Genomic DNA, 20803 nt, shown 5'->3' with positions numbered 1-20803 from the left:
GAACATGATCCGTGCGGACGAGGACGTCGAGGCCCTGCTGAACGAGGCCCTTTCCGGGAAGTGGGACCCCGCGCCCGAATCGTTGAGCGCCACCAGCGTGTTCTGGGTCCACCACGGCACCCGACTGGCCGGCGGGGAGGTGACTTACCGCAACCAGTACGTGCTGGTCCGGGTCGGAGCGGTCTTCGGAGCGTGCGCCTTCGAGCCAGCCGAACTGGACCCGGGAATCTGCGAACGGTGCTCGGGGGTGACGCTGGACCTGCTGCTGCGCCACGCCCCGCTGCCGCTGCGGATCGCTGCTCTGGACGCCTACCTCGGCGCGCTCGAACCGCACGGACCGAGCGCCGGGGCCGAGCGGGTCGTGCTTCCTGCGGGCTCTCCCGAGAGCCGGGCCGAGGCACGGGACGCGGCCATCGCGGGACTGCTGGAGATCGCCCCCGGCGCGAACGTCGCCTTGATCGGGGTGGTCGACCCCCTGGTGGCCGCCATCCGCGAACGCGGCGGAAGATGTCTGCCCTGCGACTTCAACACCGGCAGCACGCGGTGGGGCGATCCGGTCGCCGACGGCACCGAGGAGGTGCTGCACGCGGCAGAGGCCGTGGTCGCCACGGGAATGACCCTGGGCAACGGGACGTTCGACGGAATCGTCGCGCACTGTCGCCGACGGGAGCTGCCGTTGGTGGTCTACGCCCAGACGGGAAGCAACATCGCGCGGGCCTTCCTCGGCGGCGGGGTGACCGCGCTGTTGGCCGAGCCGTTCCCGTTCTCGCAGTTCAGCGCCGATTCCACGGCTGCGTACCGGTATCGCCTTCCGAAGGTCGACTCATGAACCGCACGCTGTCCCGCGAGACGGTGCTCGGGCACTGCTCCTGCCACCACGGCGAGATCCTGCAGGGGGTGTTCCGGGACTCCGACGGGCGGCCGTGCCGGGGTTTGACCACACTGCCCGTGTTCGGCCGCGGCGTCCGCGCCGAGTTCACCCCGGACCCCGGCAGGGGGCCGGAGGAGCTGAGCGTCTACCCGCGGACGAAGACCAAGGCCGCCGCCGCGGCGGCGCTCGCCGGTGCGGAGTGCCGGCGTCGTGACCGGCGGGGATCGTGCGGAGGGAGGATTCGGCTGACCAGCACCGTGCCACTCGGACTCGGGATGGGCTCGTCGACCAGCGATGTCATCGCCACCGTCCGTGCGGTCGCCGCCGGTGCCGGGATGTCGCTGCCCTGGAGCACGATCGCCGCGATAGCCGTGCGTGCCGAGGGCGCCTCGGATCCGCTGATGCTGGACGAGCACGCCCTGCTGTTCGCCCAGCGCCAGGGGCGCGTCCTCGAACGTTTCGGCAATGCCCTGCCCAGGGTGATCGTGGTCGGTTGCGTGACCGGGGGCGGCGGAACCGTGGACACGCTCCGCCTCGGCCCCGGCGGGGAACGGGACGCGGACGTGCAGGTGTTCCAACGGCTGCGCGGCATGCTCAGACGGGCCGTCGTCGAGTCCGACGTGGAACTGCTCGGGCGGGTCAGCACCGAGAGCGCCCGGCACAACCAACGAGTGCTGCCCAAGGAGGAGCTGGGCGCGCTCGAGGAGATCGCGGGAGAGGTCGAGGCGGCCGGTGTGCAGGTGGCCCACAGCGGGAACGTCGCGGGGCTGCTCTTCGACCCGGACGCCCCCGAGCTCCGGGCTCGGCTCCGGGAGTGCGTGCGCGCGCTGAACCGGCGCGGAATTCCCTTCTCCCACCTGTTCAGGAGCTATCCCGTCCAGAAAGGACGCGAAACATGGACGAGCACATCGCGGACGCGCTCAGTCGCCCGGACCTGGTGCGGCTCACCGACCGGGTCTTTTGCGTTCGATTCGAGACGATGAAGGTCGTCTCGGCGCTGGCCGCGGTGCGCCGCCTGCTCGACGAGGGGCGTGTGCGTCCCGGGGACACCGTGCTGGACAGTTCCAGCGGGATCTACGCCTATGCGCTGGCCCTGGCCTGTCACCGTTTCGGGTTGAGGTGCTACATCGTCGGCTCGACGACCGTGGACGAGACGCTGCGGGTGCAGCTCGAGGTGCTGGGCGCGACGTTGGAGCGGATGCCCCCCTCGGGGAGCCTCGAACTCGACCAGAACCGCCGGGTGCGCCGCGTCCGCGAGATTCTGTGGCGAAACCCCGAGTACCACTGGATGCGGCAGTACCACGACGACATCCACTACCTCGGCTACCGGACGGTGGCCGAGGACCTCGTGCGCGAGCTCGGCGTCGACGAGGTGACCGTGGTGGGCGGGGTGGGCTCCGGGGCCTCGACGGGAGCGCTGGCGGTCTACCTGCGACAGCGGTCGGTCGATGTTCGGCTGGTCGGGGTGCAGCCCTTCGGCAGCGTTACGTTCGGGAGTGAGCACGTGGCCGACCCCGAGATCATCATCGCCGGGATCGGCAGCTCCATCCGTTTCGACAACGTGGTGCACGGCCTGTACGACACGATCCACTGGACCGCGTTCGAGGCGGCCCTGTCCGGAAGCGTCGAGCTGCTGCGCAGGCACGCGGTGTTCGCTGGGCTGTCCAGCGGGGCGGCCTATCTCGTGGCGAACTGGGAGAGTGCGGTGGACCGGGACAGGGCGGTTCTGTTCATCGCGGCCGACACCGGGCACCGCTACACCGAGTCGGTCTTCGCCCGGCACGAGCAGGCGCGCGATCTCGACAGCCTGGCCCCGCGGGAGGTGCTCACCCGGGAGGAGCTGAGCCGTCCGTGGTCGCGCATGGCGTGGAACCGCCGCGGTCCGGGGCCGGAGCTGTCCGGCTGATGGCCGCTTGCGCTCGGAGCTTTCCGCCGCCACGGCGAGCAGCGCTCGGCTCCGGTGGGGACGTCTCGGTAGGCTGGCGGTGTCGGATCGGGTAATCGCCCGGAAAGGTGAGTCCGCATGAGAGTCAGCGTGGACGACGAGCTGTGCGACGCTCGCGGTCAGTGCAACATCGTCGATCCGGAGCTGTTCACGCTCGACGAGCACGGCTACAGCGACATCGGCCGGGGCAAGGAGGTTCCCCCGGGCAAGGAGGACGCCGCCGAGCAGGGTGTGGAGCTGTGCCCCGTCCAGGCGTTGCGCATCGACTGACCGGGGGGCGCGTCCACTGCGGATCGAGCGCATGAACGGCTCGTTCCTGGAATCGCGGGTGGGGTCAGCGCTGCTCGGGCATCAGCCGGGCCAGTCTCCGGTAGGAGTCGAGCAGGGCCTGCTCGTCGTGGCCGCCGCTGGTGGTGACCAGCACCTCGTCGGCGTCGGTCGCGTCCAGCAGGGAGTGCAGCGCGTCGGCGACCTCCTCGGCGGTGCCGTACACGTGGCCGCGCATGGCGAGGTCGAACCGCTCCCGCTCCCGGCTGCTCATGCGCCGCGCGAGCACGTCCTCCACCGGCTCCAGCGGGGGAAAGACCCCGTGAACGCGGGAGTACGCGCCGGCCCACGCCTCGGGCAGCAGCAGGCGGCGGGCCTGTTCGGTGGTCTCGCCCACCGCCACGGACCGGGACAGCACCACGTAGGGCCGCCGCGCCCACGCCGAGGGGCGGAACCGCTGGCGGTAGAGCTCGATCGAGCGCAGCAGCGCGTCGTCACCGCGCGGGGCGGCGATCACCAGCGGCAGCCCCGCCTCCGCGGCGTGCTCGGCCCCGGCGCCGGTGGCCAGGACGAACACCGGGAGGTCGCGCCCCTCGGCGGGCACCGCGTCCACCGGTGAGTCCGCCCCGCCCGCGAAGTGGCTGAGCAGTTCGGTCAGTTGCGCGCCGAACCGCTCGGCGGCGTCCCGCTCGGTGCCCAGCGCTCGGCGCACCGCGGCGGTGAAGCCGAGCGAGCGGCCCACGCCCAGGTCGATGCGGCCCGGGTGCAGCGATTCGAGGACGCCGAACTGCTCGGCCACCACGAGCGGCTGGTGATTGGGCAGCATCACCCCGCCCGTGCCCACGCGGATCCGGGAGGTGGCCGCGGCGACCTCCGCGGCGAGCACCGTCGGGGCCGATCCGGCCACGCCGGGCACACCGTGGTGCTCGGCCACCCAGAACCGGTGGTAGCCGAGCGCTTCGGCCTCTGCGGCGAAGCGGACGGTGCGGCGCAGCGACTCCGCGGGCTCGCGCCCGTGGCGGACGAGCGAGCGGTCCAGGACCGAGAAGCGCACTGGTGTGGTCACACCGGCGCCAACGTGCGCGGGCTCGGCGCGGATTCCCGGGCGGAGGTGCGTCGTGCGTCTCGCCGGGAGGTTCGCGGGTCCGAGACGTTCGAAGCCCGGGCCGTCGTGGCGGTCCGGGCTTCGAACGCGGCCGTCGCCCCGCTCGTGATCCTCGGCGCGGGGGACGGGCCGCGGGATCACGGAGGTGCTTCGGGGCTGGTCAGCTCGACTTGCCGGGCTGGAGCAGCACCTTGGAGTAGCCCTCCTCGCGCTTGTCGAAGCGCGAGTACGCGTCCGGCGCGCCGGTCAGCGGCAGGTGCTGGGAGACGACGAAGCCGGGCTCGGCCCGCCCCGCGATGATCATGTCGCGGAGCTGGTGGGCGTACTGCTTGGCATCGGCCTGGCCGGTGCCCATCTTCTGCCCCTTCTCGAAGTAGCGTCCGATCTTGAACAGGAGTTCGCCCTTGGCGGCGTTCTCGTTGGGAGCGCCGGGGTCGGAGGGCAGGTAGAGCCCGACCACGCCGATCGTTCCCGTCGGCCGGACGGTGTCGACCAGCTGGTTGAGCACCAGGGCCGGCTGTTCCTCGCCCTTGGCCGCGGTGGCCTGGTAGCCGACCGCGTCGATGCCCCGGTCGGTTCCGTGGTCGCGCACCGCGTCGGCGATCTGCTGGGCCGGGTCGCCCCGGGTGTAGTCGATCGGCTCGGCCCCGATCCGGGAGACCAGCTGCAGGCGGTTGGGGACCTTGTCGACGACGAAGACCCGGGAGGCGCCCTTGATCAGCGCGGAGTAGGCCGCCATCAACCCGACCGGGCCCGCCCCGTAGACGGCGACCGTCTCACCGGGTTGGACTCCGGCCAGCACGGTGCTGTGATACCCGGTGGGGAAGATGTCTGCCAGCAGCGCGAAGTCGCTCTCGTGCTCCTCGCCCGGGGGCAGCGGCACGCAGTTGTAGTCGGCGAAGGGAACGCGCAGGTACTCGGCCTGGCCTCCCGAGTAGGGGCCCATGCCCACGTAGCCATAGGCACCGCCGGCTCCCGGCGGGTTGACGGTCAGGCAGAACGCGCTCTTGCCCGCTCGGCAGTTGGTGCAGAACCCGCAGGCCACGTTGAACGGCAGCACCACCCGGTCGCCCTGGCGCAGGCTGGTCACCGCCGAGCCGACCTCCTGGATGACGCCCATGTTCTCGTGGCCGAAGACGATGCCCGCCTGCGCGTCGGTCCGTCCTTCGTACATGTGCAGGTCCGAGCCGCAGATCGCGCTCGTGGTGATCCGCACCAGCACGTCCGTGGGGTCCTCGAGTCGTGGGTCGGCGACTTCCTGCACCGCCACGTCGTACGGACCCTGGTACACCACAGCCTTCATGATCACTGCCTCCCCGTTGTCACTGCGTGCCTGTCGCGTCGAATGCCGAGACGCCCGCGCGGGCGACCGCTTGATCGTTGTCGACGGTGCTGCCGCTGGCGCCCACGGCACCCACCACCTGGCCGTTTCCGTTCGCGAGGGGGATCCCGCCGGGGAAGGTGATCAGTCCGCCGTTGGAGAACTCGATGTGGTACAGCGGCTGGCCGGGTTGGGCCATGGGTCCGAGGTCTCCGCTGGGCATGTCGAACAGACGTGCCGTGCGGGCCTTCTTGATCGCTATGTCGATGCTGCCCAGCCAGGCTCCGTCCATGCGTGTGAATGCTTTCAGGTTTCCGCCCACATCGACCACGGCGATGTTCATGAGCAGGTCCAGGTCGTGCGCCTTCTGCACACCGGCCTGGATGATCGCGTTGGCCTGTTCCGTCGTAACGTCCGCCGTTGGCGTGCCACCGGCCATCCGAATACTCCCTTCGGACCGATTCGTCGTGTCCGCCCGTTCGCGTCGCTGCCACTCACCGGCGAGCGCCGCGGCGCGATCGGTTCGCGGGCGGGATACCCGCATCGGTGATCCGTTACACATCCCGATCACGCCGAGCGGGGATTCGCGTGCGCCGGGTCGGGATTGGTCGCGGTGGAGCGCGGGTACGCGGGCGGGGGATGACTACGACGAGGTCCGCGGGCACGGACGAGGGCGAGGTGGAGAGGGCGACCAGGATCAGCCTGCGGCCGATCGCGAGCCCGCTTCCGCTGGGTTTCTTCGCCTTCGCCATCGGGTCGGGCATGCTGAGCCTGTGGCAGTTCGGTCTGCTGGTCGACACCGACGAGCGAGTGCTGTTCCTGCTGCTTGCGGCGTTCGTGTTCCCGGTGCAGCTGATCGCGGGGATTTTCGCCTTCCACGGGCGCGAGCCGGTCGCGGCTACCGCGCTCAACCTCATCGCCTTCTCGTGGCCTGCCACCGCGTTGATCACGGTGCTCTCGCCCGCGGCTCCGTCGAGACCGCTGGTGGGCGCGCTGGATGTGCTGATCGGTGTGGTGCTGGCGATGCTCTGCCCGGTTGCGCTGGCGGGCAAGCCGTTGTTGGGGGCGGTGGTGCTGCTGGGATCGGCCCGCTACGTGCTCAACGGCGTCCAGGAGTTCACCGGCTCCGGGACGGTGCAGTTCGCCTCGGCCGTCGTCGGCGGGGCGGTGCTGCTGATGGGGTTCTACGGAGGGTTGGCGCTGATCCTGGAGGACACCAAGCACCGCACCGTGCTGCCCTTCCCCCGGTTGGGGGAGGCACGGCGCGCGCTGCAGACCGATCTCGTCGATCAGGCGGCCAGCGTCACCCGGGAGGCCGGGGTTCGCAGGCAGCTCTGAGCCGACTCGCCCCGCGGTTCGGTCGCGAGTTCGCCGGGTGGCAGTGTCGCTCGTGGTGGTGGGGAGCGCCCACCGGACGTCGCGTTCGCTCGTGGTGGTGCGTGCGGCGGTTCCGCGCGCTGCTCTCGTCCGTCTCCGCCGGGGGACCTGGTGTGGTGGGGGGCCGCTCGTGGTGGTGGTTTCGCGGTGTCGTCCGATTCACCGAGGGGACGGGGTTACTGCTGCGGCTGTTCCGCCGACCACGCGACGGTCAGCCCGTCCCGCTCGCCGAAGCGCTCCAGGTGGCGCCCGATGACGTCCTGCACGCTGGCCAGGTCGTCGGCGGTGTCGGCCTCGGCGTGCAGGGTCAGCGTCTCGGCGCGCGGTGTCAGCAGGCAGTGCCCGGTGGCCCGGTCCTGCGGCAGGGTGATCCGGGTGCTGTCGGTCTCCTCGGTGATCTCGCAGCGTTCTCCCATGTGGGAGGCGAGCTGCTTGAGGTAGCGCTGGGCGCGCTCGGTGCGGACTTCCGCGTGTGCCTGCGGCATCGTGTCCCTCTTCTCGGGTGATGATGTGTTGCGCGGAGAGTTCCCGCGGGCCCGGAGCGGTCCCCGCGCCCGCGACGAGATGTTCACTCCCCCGGTGCAGTGTAGGCCGAGTTCCGGAGGGCTATCCGGACCGGCCGGGCACACGATGCGCCGTGCGGGCTCAGTCGGAGAAGTCGAACGCCAGCCCGTTTCCGGGGGCGGTGTCGGCGCGAGCCCCTTCCGCGTCGACCCGCACTCCGCTCGGGCGGGCCAGCGCGCCGAGCTCGTGCAGGCTCGCCCGGTCGATGTCTTCGACCATCCCCGCCAGCGGCACGCACAGCGCCAGCTGGCCGGACAGCTCCGGCAGCAGGTGCGGTGCCACCGGAACGTCGAAGGTGGCCGCCAGTTCCGCGATGCGCAGGAACGGGGTGATGCCGCCGACCCGCACCACGTTGGGCTGGGCCACGTCGCAGATCCCGCTGGTGAGCGCGTCGCGGAACCGGCGCACGCTGCGGAGGTTCTCGCCGATCGCGAACGGGACGCTGGTGCGGGCGCGCAGTCGCGCGTGGGCGGGGAAGTCGTCGGCGGGCAGCGGTTCCTCGATCCAGTGCGGGTCGAACCGGGACAGGGCGTCGATCGCGCGTTGGGCGGTGGGCAGGTCCCAGCGCTGGTTGGCGTCCAGCATGAGCCTGCCGCTGGGGCCGAGCAGTTCCCGCACCCTGCCCACGCGTTCGACATCGCGCTCCGGATCGGTCGATCCGACCTTGAGTTTCAGCGCGGTGTGGCCCGCGTCCAGCATGCCGCGCACCTGCGCCAGCAGTTCGTCCAGGGGTTTGTCCAGGTTGACGCCGCTGGCGTAGGCGGGGACCGAGTCGCGGTGCCTGCCGAGCAGGTCGACCAGGCTCAGCTCCAGCGACTTGGCCCGCAGGTCCCACAGCGCGATGTCGATCGAGGCCAGCGCCATGGCGGTGATTCCCTCGGGGCCTGCTTCGTGCAGTCGGTCGTACAGCTGCCGCCAGCGTGGGGCCGGATCCGGCAGGTGGCCGCGCAGCACCGGGGTGCACTCCTCGGTGACGATCGCTCGCATCGCCCCGGCTCCGATGCGCGGGGTCCATCCGAGGCCGATCCCGGTGGGGCCGGTGTCGGTGCGCACCCGGGTGATCAGGACGTCGTGGTGGTCCAGCCCACCGTCCCAGGTCTCGTGCAGGGGTAACCGTCGCGTGGTGCAGTCGACGTCGGTGATTCGCATGCCGCTCGTCCGCTTCGCTCGGGCCCGCTCCGCCGAACGGGCCGGGTGTGCTGGTGGCCGGGGCCCGCGGTGGGGTGGCCGCACCGCGGGCGCGGGTGGTCAGGACAGCTCGGTGTGCCAGCTGCGCCGGGGGTGCCACCCCAGCAGCCGCTGGGCCTTGCCGTAGTCGAACGCCGGTTTCGTGCCGGTCAGCCCGCTTGCCGTCGCGGCGGGGACGGGGGTGTGGCGGGGCAGCAGTTCGCTCAGTGGTTCCCGGGCCAGCGCGTCGGGCCCGGTGACGAAGAACGTCTGCCCGTTGGGGATGTTTCCGCCCTGCTCCAGCAGCATCCGGACGAATTCGGCCGCGTCCCTGGCGTCGACGTAGTTGAACAGGGAGGCCGCGGCCAGCTCCGGCTTGTTCAGTCTGTTGTGGATGGTGCTTCCGTCCTGGATGGGGGCTCCCCGCCAGTCCTCGGGGGCCACGACGAAGCAGGGGCGGAAGGAGTGGAACACCCCGCTGCCCCGGGAGGCGAAGCCGCGGACGATCTGTTCGGCGGAGGTCTTGGACAGGGTGTAGGAGTTCCACGGAGCGACCGGGTGCTCCTCGTCGAACGGCAGGTACTCGGGGCGCCAGCCCCCGGGGTTGCCGTAGCCCATCACGGTGGGGCTGCTGGCCACCAGCACGGTGCCGACGCCCAGGTCGTGCGCGGCCTGGCACACGTTGAAGGCGAGTGCGCTGTTCGTGCGGAAGGTTTCGATCTCGCTGCGCAGGAACGGTGCGGGGATCGCGGCGAGGTGCACGACGGCGTCCGGGCGGAAGTGGGCGATCGTGGAGTAGCAGTCGCCGGGGTCGGTGAGATCGGCGGGGAAGACGCCGTGCCCGGAGCGACCGCCGGACTGCTGGGTGTCGACGCAGACCGTTTCGTTGCCCGCGTCGGCGAGTTCGTCGAGCACGCTGCCGCCGAGCCTGCCCGATCCTCCGGTTACCAGCACGCGCATGGGTTCTCTCCTCGGGAAGTAGCTGTTCGTTGCGGACCTGTGCGTTCGGCGGGGTTGACCGGTCCTGGCCGGTGTGCGGGACGTGTTCCCGCCGGGTCCTGTCGCGTGGTCCCCGCGGCACGGGCGGGGAGATCTCGATCAGTCGGTGTTCCGCGCCTCGTCCACGGCCGAGGTGAAGTCACCGAACCGCCCCTCGTACTTGTCGATCATTCCGCTCACCGCCGCGCGGAACTTCGCCGTGTCCACGTCGTGGATGTCGACGCCTTCCTGCTCGAGGGTCTGGCGGGCTTTTTCGACCTCCTTCTTCCAGAGGTCGCGTTGGACCTCGGTGGATTCCTCGGCCACCTCGCGGACGAGCTCCTTGTCCTGCTGCCCGAGCTGGTTCCAGACCTGCTGGCCCACCATCAGCACTTCGGGAACCCGCTGGTGCTTGTCCATGGTGATGTCGTCGGCGACCTCGTAGTGCCCGGTGGAGACGTAGCTGGGCAGGTTGTTCTCGGCCCCGTCGATGACTCCGGTCTCGAGTCCGCTGTAGACCTCGCTGAAGTTCATGGTGGTGGCCGATCCGCCCATGGCCTCGACCATCTCGGAGGTCAGCGAACCCGGTTGCACGCGGATGTTCTGCCCGTGCAGGTCGGAGGGTTCTTCGACGGGGCCGCTGCCGGTGTAGAAGTTGCGTGCTCCGGAGTCGTAGTAGGTCAGTCCCACGTAGCCGGCCTGGTTCAGCTCCTCGAGCTTGCGCTTCCCACCGGGGCCGTTGAGGAAGTTCCAGAAGTGCTGTTCGTCGTCGAACACGTACGGGATGCCGAAGGCCTCCCAGGAGGAGACGAATTCGGTGACGAGGTTGGCGTTGGTTCTGGTCATCTCGACCGAGCCGAGCTTGACCTGCTCCATCACGTCGCGTTCCTCCCCGAGCTGGGCGTCCGGGAACACCTCGATGTCGATGCGTCCGTTGGTGCGTTCGCGCAGCTGGTCGGCGAACCAGATGTCGGCCTGGGTGGTGGGGTAGTCGCGCGGGTGGGTCTCGGCGAGGCGCCAGCTGACGCTGCCGCCGGCCGCGGAGCCGCCGCACCCGGCCAGGGTCAGCGTCAGCACCGCTGCCGCCGCGAGCAGCGCGGCCAACCGTGATCCGCGTTTGTCGGGGGAGCCGTTTCCTCGGAACACGGGTACTCCTTTCGAGGGGGACCGGAATGCTCGCGGGTCAGAAACCGAGCATTCGTGGGACGAACAGCGAGATCTGCGGGACGAAGGTGATCAGCAGCAGCGCGATCAGCAGCGGGACGTAGAACGGGAGCACGCCTTTCACGGCGCGTTCCACGCGGATGCCGCCCAGGGCCGAGCCGACGAACAGCACGCTGCCCACCGGCGGGGTGATCAGTCCGATCGCGAGGTTGAGGATCAGCATGACGCCGAACTGCATCGGGTCCATGCCCACCGAGGTGACCACCGGGAGCAGGATCGGTGTGGTGATCAGGATGAGCGGGGCCATGTCCATCACCGCCCCGAGCGCCAGCAGCAGCACGTTGCACAGCAGCAGCACGACCGCGGTGTTGTCCGAAACGGACAGAATCGCCCGGGTGAGTGCTTCGGGGACGCCCATCACGGTGAGCAGGTAGCCGTAGGCGCCCGCTGCGGCGATCAGGAACAGCACCGTGGACAGCGTGCTCATCGAGCGGCGCAGCATCCCGGGCAACGCGCGCAGCGGGACCTCGCGGTACACCCCGAAAGTGATCACGATCGCCCACACGCAGGCGACGGCCGCCGACTCGGTGGCGGTGAACACGCCGCTGAGGATGCCGCCGATCACGATGATCGGGGTGAGCAGGCCGAGTGACCCCTGCCAGATCACGCGCGGGACCTCCGCCGCGGAGATGCGCTCACCCTTCGGGTGGCCGTGGCGCTGGGCCAGCAGGGCGCAGATGATCAGCAGCAGCACGCCGACGGCGATGCCGGGGAGCAGACCGGCCATGAACACGCCACCGATCGAGACACCGCCGCCTGCGGCGAGCGCGAAGATGATCATGTTGTGGCTCGGCGGTATGAGCACGCCCTGCGCCGCGCTGGAAACGGTCACGCCCACGGAGTAGTGGGCGGGATAGCCCTGCTTGCGCATCATGGGCAGCATCACCGAGCCCACCGAGGAGGTGTCGGCCACGGCCGAGCCGGAGATCCCGCCGAAGAAGGTGCTGGCCACCACGTTGAGCATCGCGAGCCCGCCGCGGAAGTGCCCCACGATGACGTTGGCCAGGTCGATGAGCCTGCGGGCGACGCCCCCGCTGGACATCACCTCGCCGGCGAGGATGAAGAACGGGATCGCCAGCAGGGGGAAGGAGTTCAGCGCCTGGATCAGCTTCTGCCCGATCACCGGCAGTGGCAGTCCCAGCCACAGCGCCGCGCTCACCGAGGAGGCGGCCAGTGCCAGCGCTATCGGTACGCGCAGCAGCAACAGTACGACGAACCCGCCGAAGAGGATGCTGACCGCTACGGGGTCGATGCTCATGTGTGTTCCTCGTCGTCACGGTCGCCGCCGGGGTCGTTCGCCGTCGCCGCGTCCGGTCGCGTCGGCTGCCTCTCCGGAAGCAGCCCGAACAGGTGCAGGCCGCTGTAGCAGGTGATCAGCACTCCCGCCACGGGCATGGCCGCGTAGCGCACCGAGGTGGGCAGCCCGGTGGCGGGCAGGGTGGAGCTCGCCATGAGCCGGGTGAACTCGCTGCCCTGCTGCACCAGGTAGATCCCGAACAGCACCATCAGCGCCGGTGCCAGTCGGCCGATCACCACCCGTGCGGGGCGGGGCAGGCGGTCGACGAGCACCCCGAGCGCGATGTGTCCGTGGTCGCGGATGCCCGTGGCGATCCCGAGCAGAGCCAGCCAGGCCAGCAACAGCAGGGCCGTTTCGGAGGACCAGCCCGGGGTGAACTGCAGCACGAAGCGGCAGAACACCTGCCACGAGATGACCACGACCATCGCGGCCAGCGCGGTCGTGGTCAGCACGTCGGTGATCCCGTCCAGGGTGCGCAGCGTCATCCGGTGCATCCGAGCGGCCACGGGGTGGGGCGAGGCCGGCTGCGACATCGTTGTCTCCGATCAGTGCTTCGCTTCGCGTGACTGCCCGGTGTGGCGGGCAACACAACTCAGAAACCGGTTTCTAGGCTAGCCGGGGCGGGCCGAGTGTCAACCCCTGAATGTGTTCGCCGGAGCGTGAGCGAGCTGTTCGGTACCCCTGAACGAGTGGAATTGCAGTCGTGCGAACACGATGCGTGCTTACGTGGGGTGATGAGGAAGGGGAGGCGTGCCGGTTTCCGGGGTGCTGCGGAGCCCGGGAGCGTCAGCGTGCCACCGGGCCGGTGCTGCCGCGCACCTCCAGCCGGGGAGTGAAGCACACATCGGCGGGCAGCGCGTGGTCGTGCAGCAGCGCGGAGAGCCGGTTCCAGGCCTGCAGCCCCAGCTCCTCCTGCGGAACGGAGACGGTGGTCAGCCTGGGGGCGCAGTAGCGGGCGAAGGGGATGTCGTCGAAGCCGACCACGCTGATGTCGTTCGGCACCGCGACCCCGATCTCGTGGAGCTTGCCGAGCGCGCCCAGCGCGACCACGTCGTTGTAGCCGATCACCGCCGTGGCCCCGGTGGCCAGTGCCCGGTCGGCCGCCTCGTAGCCGTCCTCGTGCATCGAGCCGCACTCGATCACGTCCAGGGTCATGCGCTCGTGCGTCGCTTCGTGGAGGGACTCCAGGCGCTCCTGATTGGACGTGCTGGCCACGGGGCCGGACAGGTAGGCCACCCTGGTGTGGCCCAACCAGGCCAGGTGCGCGACGACGGCGCGGACCCCGGAGGCGTAGTCCACGCTGACCGTGGGCACGTTCATGCCGTCGACGTGCCGGTTCACCAGCACGAACGGCTCCAGCTTCCCGGCGATGCCGAGCAGTTCCTGGTCGTGGGTGCGCGGTGCGCACAGCACGAGGCCGTCCGCGCGGAGGCGGGTTTCCCAGGAGAGCAGCGTCTCCTCCAGCGGGAACTCGTGACTGTCGGTGACCAGCACGCGGTAGTCCTCGTTGCCCGCCGCCCTGCTGACTCCGCGCAGCACGGACTGGAACATCGGGTTGCCCAGGTCCGGAACGATGACCGCGATGACCCCGGTGCGTCCGCGTGCCAGTCCCCTGGCCACGGCGTTGGGCTGGTAACCCAGCGAGGCCGCGACCTGCTGCACCCGTCGGGCCAGTTCGGGATCCACCGACTGCCTGCGGTTCATGACCCGGGAGACGGTGGCCGGGGAGACCCGCGCGGCCTTGGCCACCTGATGAATGGTCACAGTGTCGGGGCGGTCCCCAGACCCCATGAGACCGTCCTCCGCTTCCGTTCTCGGCCGTGCTCGCGACGGCGGTCCTGCTGCTGTGCGGCCGGAACGCTGCTCGGAAACCGATTTCCCCGGGTTTCCGGTGCGCGTTCCCCCGTGCTCCTCAAGCTACATTATCCCGCCCTCGGCGGAACGTGCCCGGTCAGGAACTCCTGGGGAACACCGGTACCGGGGTGGTGCGCCCTCGAGGAGGGCCGTACCGGAGGTGATCGGTGTTGACATCGGGGGCGGCGAAGAGTTTAGTCGAGAAACCGGTTTCTAGAGTGAGGCCGGCGTCACACCGTGGTCCCGGTGCTGTGGACACGAGCGATCCGGGACAGCGGCAGAAGGACCCGTCGAGGAGAAGGAATGCTCAGGTTGCGCACCCGATTCCTGGCCGTCCTCGGTGCGCTCGCGCTCGGATTCGCAGTCCCGATGTCCGGCGCGGCCGCCGACCCGGCCCACGAGAGATCGCCGGGGGACCAGCTGGCGAAGGAGATCACCAAGCAGGTGAAGCCGCCCAGGATCCCCGCGCGGCCGTTCAACGTGGTCGATTTCGGAGCCGACCCCACCGGCCAGCGCGAGAGCACCGCAGCCATCGCCGAGGCGATCGAGGCGGCCTCGGTCAAGGGCGGAACGGTGATCTTCCCGGAGGGGGAGTTCCTCACCGGGGCGATCCACCTGCGCAGCGACGTCAACCTGCACGTCGGCGCGGGAGCCACGGTTCGCTTCAGTCAGGACCGCGAAGACTACCTGCCTGCCGTGCACACCCGCTGGGAGGGCGTCGAGCTGTACAACTACTCGCCGTTCATCTACGCCAAGGACGTCACCAACGTCGCCATCACCGGATCCGGCACGCTCGACGGCCAGGCGGACGAGGACCACTGGTGGCCGTGGAAGCAGCGGTCCAACGGTCACGGCGGTGTGATCGAGACCGAGGACCGCGACGCGCTGTTCGAGATGGCCGAGAGCGGTGTCCCGGTCGAGCAGCGTGACTTCGGCGCCGACAGCAAGCTGCGCCCGAATTTCGTGCAGTTCTACAACAGCTCGAACATCCTGGTCCGGGACGTGACGCTGACCAACTCGCCGATGTGGATGATCCATCCGGTGCTGTCCGAGAACGTGACCGTCGACAACGTGAACCTGGACAGTCCGAACGGGCCGAACAGCGACGGGGTGGACCCCGAGTCCAGCGAGAACGTCGTGATCAAGAATTCGCGGTTCAACAACGGCGACGACTGCATAGCCGTCAAGTCCGGGCGCAACGCCGACGGCAGGCGCATCGACGTGCCCAGTGAGAACATCCTGGTCCACGACAACCACATGCGGAGCGGACACGGCGGGGTCACCATCGGAAGCGAGATGACCGGCGGCGTGCGCAACGTGGTGGCCGAGAACAACACGATGAGCAGCCCGAACCTCGACCGGGCGCTGCGGGTCAAGACCAACTCGGTGCGCGGTGGTGTGGTCGAGCACGTTTACTTCCGCAGCAACGACGTTCCCGAGATCGGTGGTGAGGTCATCCGGGTGAACTTCCAGTACGAGGAGGGCGACGCGGGCGAGCACACCCCCGCCGTGCGGGACATCAACATCTCGGACGTGCACAGCGTGGGCGGTGAGTTCGCGCTGTACCTGAAGGGCTACGAGCGCTCACCGGTCAGCGACGTGACCGTCTCCGACTCCAGCTTCAGCGAGGTGGGCACGCCGATGGAGCTGGAGCACGTCCGGAACCTGCGGCTGGACGACGTCGACATCAACGGTGAGCACTACGACGAGACGGTGAACGAGGGCGCGTGACGGGAGCGCACCTTCCGGTGGTGGTCCCGGTCAGCGGTCGGCGCGCGTGCGGTGCGGTCGACAGTCCCCGGCCGCACCGCGCGTGAGCGCCCAGCCGGTCCGGCCGGCTCGACCGGACCGGACCAGCGCCGTTCTGCTCGGCCCGCCGGGACGCACTCGCCGGGCGGCTACAGGCTTCATCGGGGCAGGCTGCCCGCGAACTGCATCACCCGGTAGGGCCAGTTCCGCTCGGTGTTCCACTGGCTGACCAGCAGGTGCAGCTCGTCCGGTGTGGAGCCGGGGACCAGGTAGGCACCGTAGAGCTGGGCCACGTGCCCGGTGGCGTGGTTCTCGCCGTCCCAGGCGGTTCCGCGCAGCAGCGTGGTGCGGCGCGCCTCGTAGAGGTTCGAGGTCGGGTGCTCGAGCTCGAGCGCGTCGATGCGGTAGTTGCCCGCGTCGAAGAAGGACAGCAGCCACCGGTCCGGCAGGGGGCGCAGGCACAGCTCGCCGTGCGCACCGGTCAGGGCCACGGTCGGCGGATTTCCCCACGCCCACGCGCCGTCCCGGAAGCCCCAACCCTGCCAGGCCTCCGGTTCGGTGATCCGGTCGGCGGGCACGCGCTGCAGGATGAGCCCCCGGTCGCGTTGGAACCCGGTGGAGAACGCGTAGACGTAGCCGTCAGCCCCCTGAGCCCAGGTGAGCATCTGGAACAGGCCGCCGTGGTGGTCGCCGGGCCAGGTGGTTCCGGTGTGCGTCCAGGTCGCGCCGTTGTCGGTGGAGCGGTGCACTTCGGTCCAGTGCACGTTGCCGATGCCTTCGCAGACCATCACGTGCAGGTACATGGTCCCGCCGATCGTGATGACGTCGGTCGGGATCACGGTGCTCACCCGGACCCCGTGGATGATCGAGTCGTGGTGGTAGGGCAGCGCCTGCTCCGCGTAGTCGCGAGCTCCGGTGGACCCGGTCCAGGTGAGCCCGGTGCGCACCGAGGCCGGATCGGCGAAGAGCACCACCGGTGAGCGCCACCCGGGGCCTCCCACACCGGGGCGTTCGAAAGTGTCGCCGAGCACCGCCACCAGTCGTCCGTCGGGGGCGGTGGTCAGCACGCCCAGGTCCGTTCCGCCGATCCCGAAGCGGTCCGTCAGCCCCGGCCCGGTCAGGTCCCCGACCTTGTGCACCGCTCTCACGCTCCTTCGAGCTCGGTTGCGCGTTTCGACCTCATCCTGGACCACCATCCCCGTCCGGAGTCGTGCCCCCGCGCCGGGGTGAGGCGCAGAACCAGTCGTTCGGGGAGTCGGGCTCGTGCGTTCGCGAGCCCGCCGGGCCTGCCGGTCCGGGAGGTGTTCCAGCGTCGGGGTGGTCCGCTTCGCGAGGTCCGCGGTTTCCAGCTTTTTCCCAGCTCTTTTCCAGTCCGTTCGCACGTCCCTCTGGCGGAATGGTTCTCGGATCAATCGGAAGAGAGGTGGTGGGGATGACAGGCGTGTCGCAGGCCGTCACCGGATCCGAGGCGCCGGCGGCGCAGCGGACCGCGCTGGTGGACGTGGTGATCCCGGTCCACAACGAGGAAGGGGCGCTGCCGGGGTGCCTGGAGGTGTTGCAGCGGCACCTGGCGGAGGGCTTCCCGTTCCAGTGGTGCGTCACGGTGGTCGACAACGCGAGCACGGACGCCACGCTGCGGGTGGCGCACGAGCTGGCCGAGCGCTCGGACCGGGTGCGGGTGCTGCACCTGGACAGCAAGGGGCGTGGGCTGGCGTTGCGCACGGCGTGGGGCTACAGCGACGCCGATGTGGTCGTGTACATGGACGTCGATCTGTCCACCGGGCTGAACGGGCTGCTCCCGCTGGTGGCGCCGCTGGTCAACGGGCACTCCGATCTCGCGATCGGTTCCCGGCTGGCTCCCAACGCCAGGACCGTGCGCGGCGGGAAGCGTGAGCTGATCTCGCGCTGCTACAACAAGATCATCCGCTGGACGCACGGTGCTCGCTTCTCCGACGCCCAGTGCGGATTCAAAGCCGTGCGCACCGACGTGGTGCGCCCGCTGCTCGAGCGGGTGCGGGACGACTCCTGGTTCTTCGACACCGAACTGCTGCTGCTGGCCGAGTACAACGGGCTGCGGGTGCACGAGGTGCCGGTCGACTGGGTGGAGGACGTCGACACCAGGGTCGACGTGGTGCGCACCGCGCTCGACGACATCTCGGGGCTGGTGCGCGTGGCCCGCGCCAAGGCCACCGGCACGGGCCGGGTGTCCGGCCTGCCCCGACGCCCCGCTCCGCAGGCCGCGCACCCGCGGGCGGTGCTGGCCGAACCGAAGAACGGGCTGCTGTGGCAGGTCGTGTCCTTCGGAGCCATCGGTGCGCTGTCCACCGGGATCACGGCCGTGCTGTACGCGCTGCTGCGCGGCTGGTGGCCGCCGCTGGTGGCCAACCTGGTCGCGCTGGTGCTGACCACCTTGTGGAACACCGAGGCGAACCGGCGTTTCACGTTCCTGAACCAGTCGGGTTCGGCCGGGCGCATCCACCTGCAGGGGTTGATCGTGTTCGCCCTGTACTACGTGGTCACCTCGGGGGCGTTGCTGGCCCTGCAGGCCGCGAATCCCGACCCGTCACGCTGGTTGGAAGTGCTGGTGCTGGTGGTCTCCTCCGTGGTCGGAACCGCGTTGCGCTTCGTACTGCTGCGGTCGTGGGTGTTCCGCACCCCGGCCTCCACAGAGGAAGAGGAATCATGACGAGTGTGGTCGAACCGACCGACACCCCGATCGCATCACGTTCCGGGCGCCGTTGGCAGCCGTGGGCGCTGACCGGGATCTGCGCTCTGGCCGCCCTGCTCCACCTGTGGGGCATCGGCGACTCCTGGGGCAACACCTACTACTCGGCCGCGGTCAAGTCGATGTCGACCGGCTTCGAGAACTTCTTCTTCGGAAGTCTGGACCCGGCGGGTGTGGTGACCGTGGACAAACCGCCGATGGCCCTGTGGGCGCAGGTGCTGTCGGTGAAGGTGTTCGGCTACAACCAGTTCGCGGTGCTGTTCCCCCAGGCCCTTTTCGGGGTGGCGGCGGTGTTCCTGCTGCACCGCACGATCCGGCGCTGGGCGGGTGAGCACGCGGCGCTGATCGCGGCGCTGGTCCTGGCGCTGACCCCGATCACGGTGATGATCAACCGCGACAACAACCCGGACACCCTGCTGGTGCTGCTGGTCGTGGCCGCCGCCTACGCGATGACGCGTGCCTGCGGTGGGCAGCGGGCCACCTCGTGGCTGCTGCTGGCCGCCTTCCTGGTCGGCTGCGGTTTCACGACCAAGATGTTGCAGGCCTGGATGGTGCTGCCCGCCTTCGTGGCGGCTTACCTGATCGGTGGCCGGAGCTCGTGGGTGCGCAAGGCCGTCGACCTGGCCGGGGCCGCCGTCGTGCTGGTGGTCTCCTCCTTCTGGTGGGTCGCCGCGACCGCGTTGTGGCCCGAGCCCAAGCCCTACATCGGTGGCAGCGAGAACGGTTCGGCGTGGGACCTGGTGTTCGGCTACAACGGGTTCGGCCGGATCTTCGGTGAGAACCGCGGTGGCGGTGGTGGCCCCGGCGGTGGTGGTCCCGGTGGTGGTGGTCCCGGTGGTGGTGGTCCCGGTGGTGCTTCCGGAGCTCCCGGTGCTGCCGGCGGTTCCGGCGGTTCCGCCGGTGGCGCGGACGGAGGCCCTCCCGGTGGTGGTGCCGGTTTCGGCGGTGACCCCGGGCTGCTGCGCATGTTCGGGGACACCCTGGGTGGGCAGATCAGCTGGCTGCTCCCGCTGTGCGGGCTGGTGCTGGTCGCGATGCTGGTCGCGGGGATCCTGCGGCTGCGTTCCGGTGCCGCCGTCGACCGCGACCGCCTCGCGGGCTGGGTGCTGTGGAGCGGCTGGCTGATCGTCGTGGCCGGAACGCTGAGCTACGCCCAGGGCACCATGCACCCCTACTACACGACGATGATCGCTCCCGCGATCGGCGCCCTGGTCGGGGCGGGGATCGTGCGGTTCTGGCACTGGTACCGGGAGCCTTCCGGCAAGGCGTGGTGGTTGCTGCCGCTCGGGGTGGCGCTCAGCGTCGCCTGGGCTCTGGAGCTGGTCGCGCGCAACCCGGACTGGAACCGCTGGGCCGGATACCTCGCCGTCGGGTTCGGGGTGCTCGCGCTGCTGGCGCTGCTGCTCGGGCGGAACGGCCGCAGCGGGATCGCGCGTGGCGGGCTGGCGCTGGGCCTGGCCGCCGTGCTGACGGTCCCCGCGGCGTGGTCGGCGATCGGTGCCTTCTCCTCGACTCAGGCGATGGGGGGAACGAATCCCACGGCAGGCCCGGCGACGGGCATGTTCGGCGGTGGTGGCCCCGGTGGGTCCGGTGGTCCTGGTGGCCGCGGAGGCTTCGGCGGAGGCGATGCCTCCGGACAGGGGGGCATGCCCGGCCAGGGAGGCACACCACCGGACGGTTCCGGCGGGACGGGGTCCGACGACGGGACGTCCGACGGGGACGACTCGCAGGAGGCCGGTGGGCCTTCGAACGGCGGCGGACGGTCCGGTTCGGGAATGCGTGGCGGCTCGGGCGGGCCGGGCGGGGGTGCTTCGCTGAGTGAGCAGCAGCGGGCACTGCTCGACTACGTGCGGACCAACGCCGGTGACCGCGACATCCCGCTGGCCGTGGAAGGCGGGGCGATGTCGGCGACCTCCTACATCATCAACTCCGATGTGACCGTGGTCGGGATGGGTGGATTCACCGGTTCCGATGACGCCCCGTCGGTGGAGCAGCTGACCGAGTGGCAGGACTCGGGGCGGCTCGGTTTCGTGCTGCTCGGCGGGGGAATGGGAGGTGGTCCTCCCGGAGGGAATTCGCAGGGGAACTCGCAGGAGAATTCGCAGGATTCGAGCGGGGGTTCGGGGGCGATGCCCGGAATGGGCGGCAACGCGCGCTCCGAACGCCAGCAGTGGGTGGAGAGCAACTGCACCTCGGTCGATCCGCAGACCTGGGGCGGTTCCTCCGACAGCTCCCAAGAGCTCTACCGCTGTGAGTGAACCGCGTGAGTGGCTCGTGCGAGTGAACGGGGCGGGAGGGCACCTTTCGGGGAGGTGCCCTCCCGCCCCTTCGGAGGGCGACCTCCGAGCCCGAACGGCGT

General features: G+C 70.1%; 19 protein-coding genes. 8 read left to right on the top strand and 11 right to left on the bottom strand.

Annotated elements, in window-relative coordinates:
- Positions 1-4: 4 nt before the first annotated feature.
- From G9Q41_RS02500 to G9Q41_RS02485, 4 genes are all read left to right on the top strand, one after another.
- Entirely contained in the window at positions 5-829 is an 825-nt protein-coding gene (locus G9Q41_RS02500; RefSeq protein ID WP_165631417.1) for a DUF364 domain-containing protein, read from the top strand.
- The gene (locus tag G9Q41_RS02495; protein WP_165631418.1) at positions 826-1854 is read left to right on the top strand and encodes a GHMP kinase; all 1029 of its coding nucleotides are present in this window, start codon (positions 826-828) and stop codon (positions 1852-1854) included. The genes G9Q41_RS02500 and G9Q41_RS02495 overlap by 4 nt, the downstream gene beginning before the upstream one ends.
- Entirely contained in the window at positions 1767-2777 is a 1011-nt protein-coding gene (locus G9Q41_RS02490) for a pyridoxal-phosphate dependent enzyme (RefSeq protein WP_165631419.1), read from the top strand. The genes G9Q41_RS02495 and G9Q41_RS02490 overlap by 88 nt, the downstream gene beginning before the upstream one ends.
- 117 nt (positions 2778-2894) lie before the next feature.
- Positions 2895-3086, top strand: coding sequence for a ferredoxin (locus tag G9Q41_RS02485; RefSeq protein ID WP_092521249.1), 192 nt, complete (start codon positions 2895-2897; stop codon positions 3084-3086).
- A 64-nt stretch (positions 3087-3150) separates the two neighbouring features.
- Here the strand turns inward: G9Q41_RS02485 and G9Q41_RS02480 are convergent, their stop codons facing one another.
- The 3 genes from G9Q41_RS02480 to G9Q41_RS02470 all read right to left on the bottom strand — a co-directional run bounded on the left by G9Q41_RS02480 (position 3151) and on the right by G9Q41_RS02470 (position 5948).
- Positions 3151-4149: an MsnO8 family LLM class oxidoreductase gene (locus G9Q41_RS02480; protein WP_165631420.1), complete on the bottom strand. Its 999-nt coding sequence runs from the start codon at positions 4147-4149 to the stop codon at positions 3151-3153.
- Between the two features lie 199 nt (positions 4150-4348).
- Complete coding sequence (locus tag G9Q41_RS02475; protein WP_165631421.1) at positions 4349-5491, bottom strand: glutathione-independent formaldehyde dehydrogenase; 1143 nt, start codon at positions 5489-5491, stop codon at positions 4349-4351.
- A gap of 19 nt (positions 5492-5510) precedes the next feature.
- Positions 5511-5948 (bottom strand): heme-binding protein, encoded by a 438-nt coding sequence (locus G9Q41_RS02470; protein ID WP_092521259.1) that lies wholly within the window; start codon positions 5946-5948, stop codon positions 5511-5513.
- Between the two features lie 200 nt (positions 5949-6148).
- Between G9Q41_RS02470 and G9Q41_RS02465 the strand changes: the two genes are divergently transcribed.
- On the top strand, positions 6149-6847 hold the full coding sequence (locus G9Q41_RS02465) for a GPR1/FUN34/YaaH family transporter (protein ID WP_092521261.1): 699 nt from the start codon (positions 6149-6151) through the stop codon (positions 6845-6847).
- A gap of 215 nt (positions 6848-7062) precedes the next feature.
- Here the strand turns inward: G9Q41_RS02465 and G9Q41_RS02460 are convergent, their stop codons facing one another.
- From G9Q41_RS02460 to G9Q41_RS02430, 7 genes are all read right to left on the bottom strand, one after another.
- Positions 7063-7371, bottom strand: a complete 309-nt coding sequence (locus G9Q41_RS02460) for a DUF2218 domain-containing protein (RefSeq protein ID WP_165631422.1) — start codon at positions 7369-7371, stop codon at positions 7063-7065.
- Positions 7372-7531: 160 nt separating this feature from the next.
- The gene (locus tag G9Q41_RS02455; RefSeq protein WP_092521265.1) at positions 7532-8599 is read right to left on the bottom strand and encodes a mandelate racemase/muconate lactonizing enzyme family protein; all 1068 of its coding nucleotides are present in this window, start codon (positions 8597-8599) and stop codon (positions 7532-7534) included.
- A 99-nt stretch (positions 8600-8698) separates the two neighbouring features.
- The gene (locus G9Q41_RS02450; RefSeq protein WP_092521267.1) at positions 8699-9577 is read right to left on the bottom strand and encodes an NAD(P)-dependent oxidoreductase; all 879 of its coding nucleotides are present in this window, start codon (positions 9575-9577) and stop codon (positions 8699-8701) included.
- Positions 9578-9715: 138 nt separating this feature from the next.
- Entirely contained in the window at positions 9716-10741 is a 1026-nt protein-coding gene (locus G9Q41_RS02445; protein WP_092521269.1) for a TRAP transporter substrate-binding protein, read from the bottom strand.
- A gap of 37 nt (positions 10742-10778) precedes the next feature.
- Positions 10779-12077 carry a TRAP transporter large permease gene (locus tag G9Q41_RS02440; protein WP_165631423.1) on the bottom strand — a complete coding sequence of 433 codons (1299 nt, stop codon included), beginning with the start codon at positions 12075-12077 and terminating at the stop codon, positions 10779-10781.
- Positions 12074-12649: a TRAP transporter small permease gene (locus tag G9Q41_RS02435; RefSeq protein WP_165631424.1), complete on the bottom strand. Its 576-nt coding sequence runs from the start codon at positions 12647-12649 to the stop codon at positions 12074-12076. Before G9Q41_RS02435 ends, G9Q41_RS02440 begins: the two co-directional genes overlap by 4 nt.
- Before the next feature lie 253 nt (positions 12650-12902).
- On the bottom strand, positions 12903-13907 hold the full coding sequence (locus G9Q41_RS02430; RefSeq protein ID WP_165631425.1) for a LacI family DNA-binding transcriptional regulator: 1005 nt from the start codon (positions 13905-13907) through the stop codon (positions 12903-12905).
- 366 nt (positions 13908-14273) lie between these two features.
- On the opposite strand from G9Q41_RS02430, the gene G9Q41_RS02425 reads away from it, so the two are divergent.
- Positions 14274-15701 (top strand): glycoside hydrolase family 28 protein, encoded by a 1428-nt coding sequence (locus G9Q41_RS02425; RefSeq protein ID WP_207630390.1) that lies wholly within the window; start codon positions 14274-14276, stop codon positions 15699-15701.
- 176 nt (positions 15702-15877) lie between these two features.
- On the opposite strand, the gene G9Q41_RS02420 is transcribed toward G9Q41_RS02425, so the two are convergent.
- Positions 15878-16858, bottom strand: coding sequence for a DUF4185 domain-containing protein (locus tag G9Q41_RS02420; protein ID WP_245695602.1), 981 nt, complete (start codon positions 16856-16858; stop codon positions 15878-15880).
- Positions 16859-17151: 293 nt separating this feature from the next.
- Here G9Q41_RS02420 and G9Q41_RS02415 point away from each other — a divergent pair, with 293 nt between their 5' ends.
- Both G9Q41_RS02415 and G9Q41_RS22205 read left to right on the top strand, forming a co-directional pair.
- Complete coding sequence (locus G9Q41_RS02415; protein ID WP_165631426.1) at positions 17152-18405, top strand: bifunctional glycosyltransferase family 2/GtrA family protein; 1254 nt, start codon at positions 17152-17154, stop codon at positions 18403-18405.
- Entirely contained in the window at positions 18402-20702 is a 2301-nt protein-coding gene (locus tag G9Q41_RS22205; protein ID WP_165631427.1) for a glycosyltransferase family 39 protein, read from the top strand. The genes G9Q41_RS02415 and G9Q41_RS22205 overlap by 4 nt, the downstream gene beginning before the upstream one ends.
- Positions 20703-20803: the final 101 nt, after the last annotated feature.

The sequence above is a fragment of the Actinopolyspora sp. BKK2 genome (assembly GCF_011291845.1).
In the GTDB taxonomy this organism is placed as follows: domain Bacteria; phylum Actinomycetota; class Actinomycetes; order Mycobacteriales; family Pseudonocardiaceae; genus Actinopolyspora; species Actinopolyspora saharensis.
The sequence above is the reverse complement of the archived record's forward strand: the minus strand, read 5'-3'. Positions and strand labels throughout refer to the sequence as shown.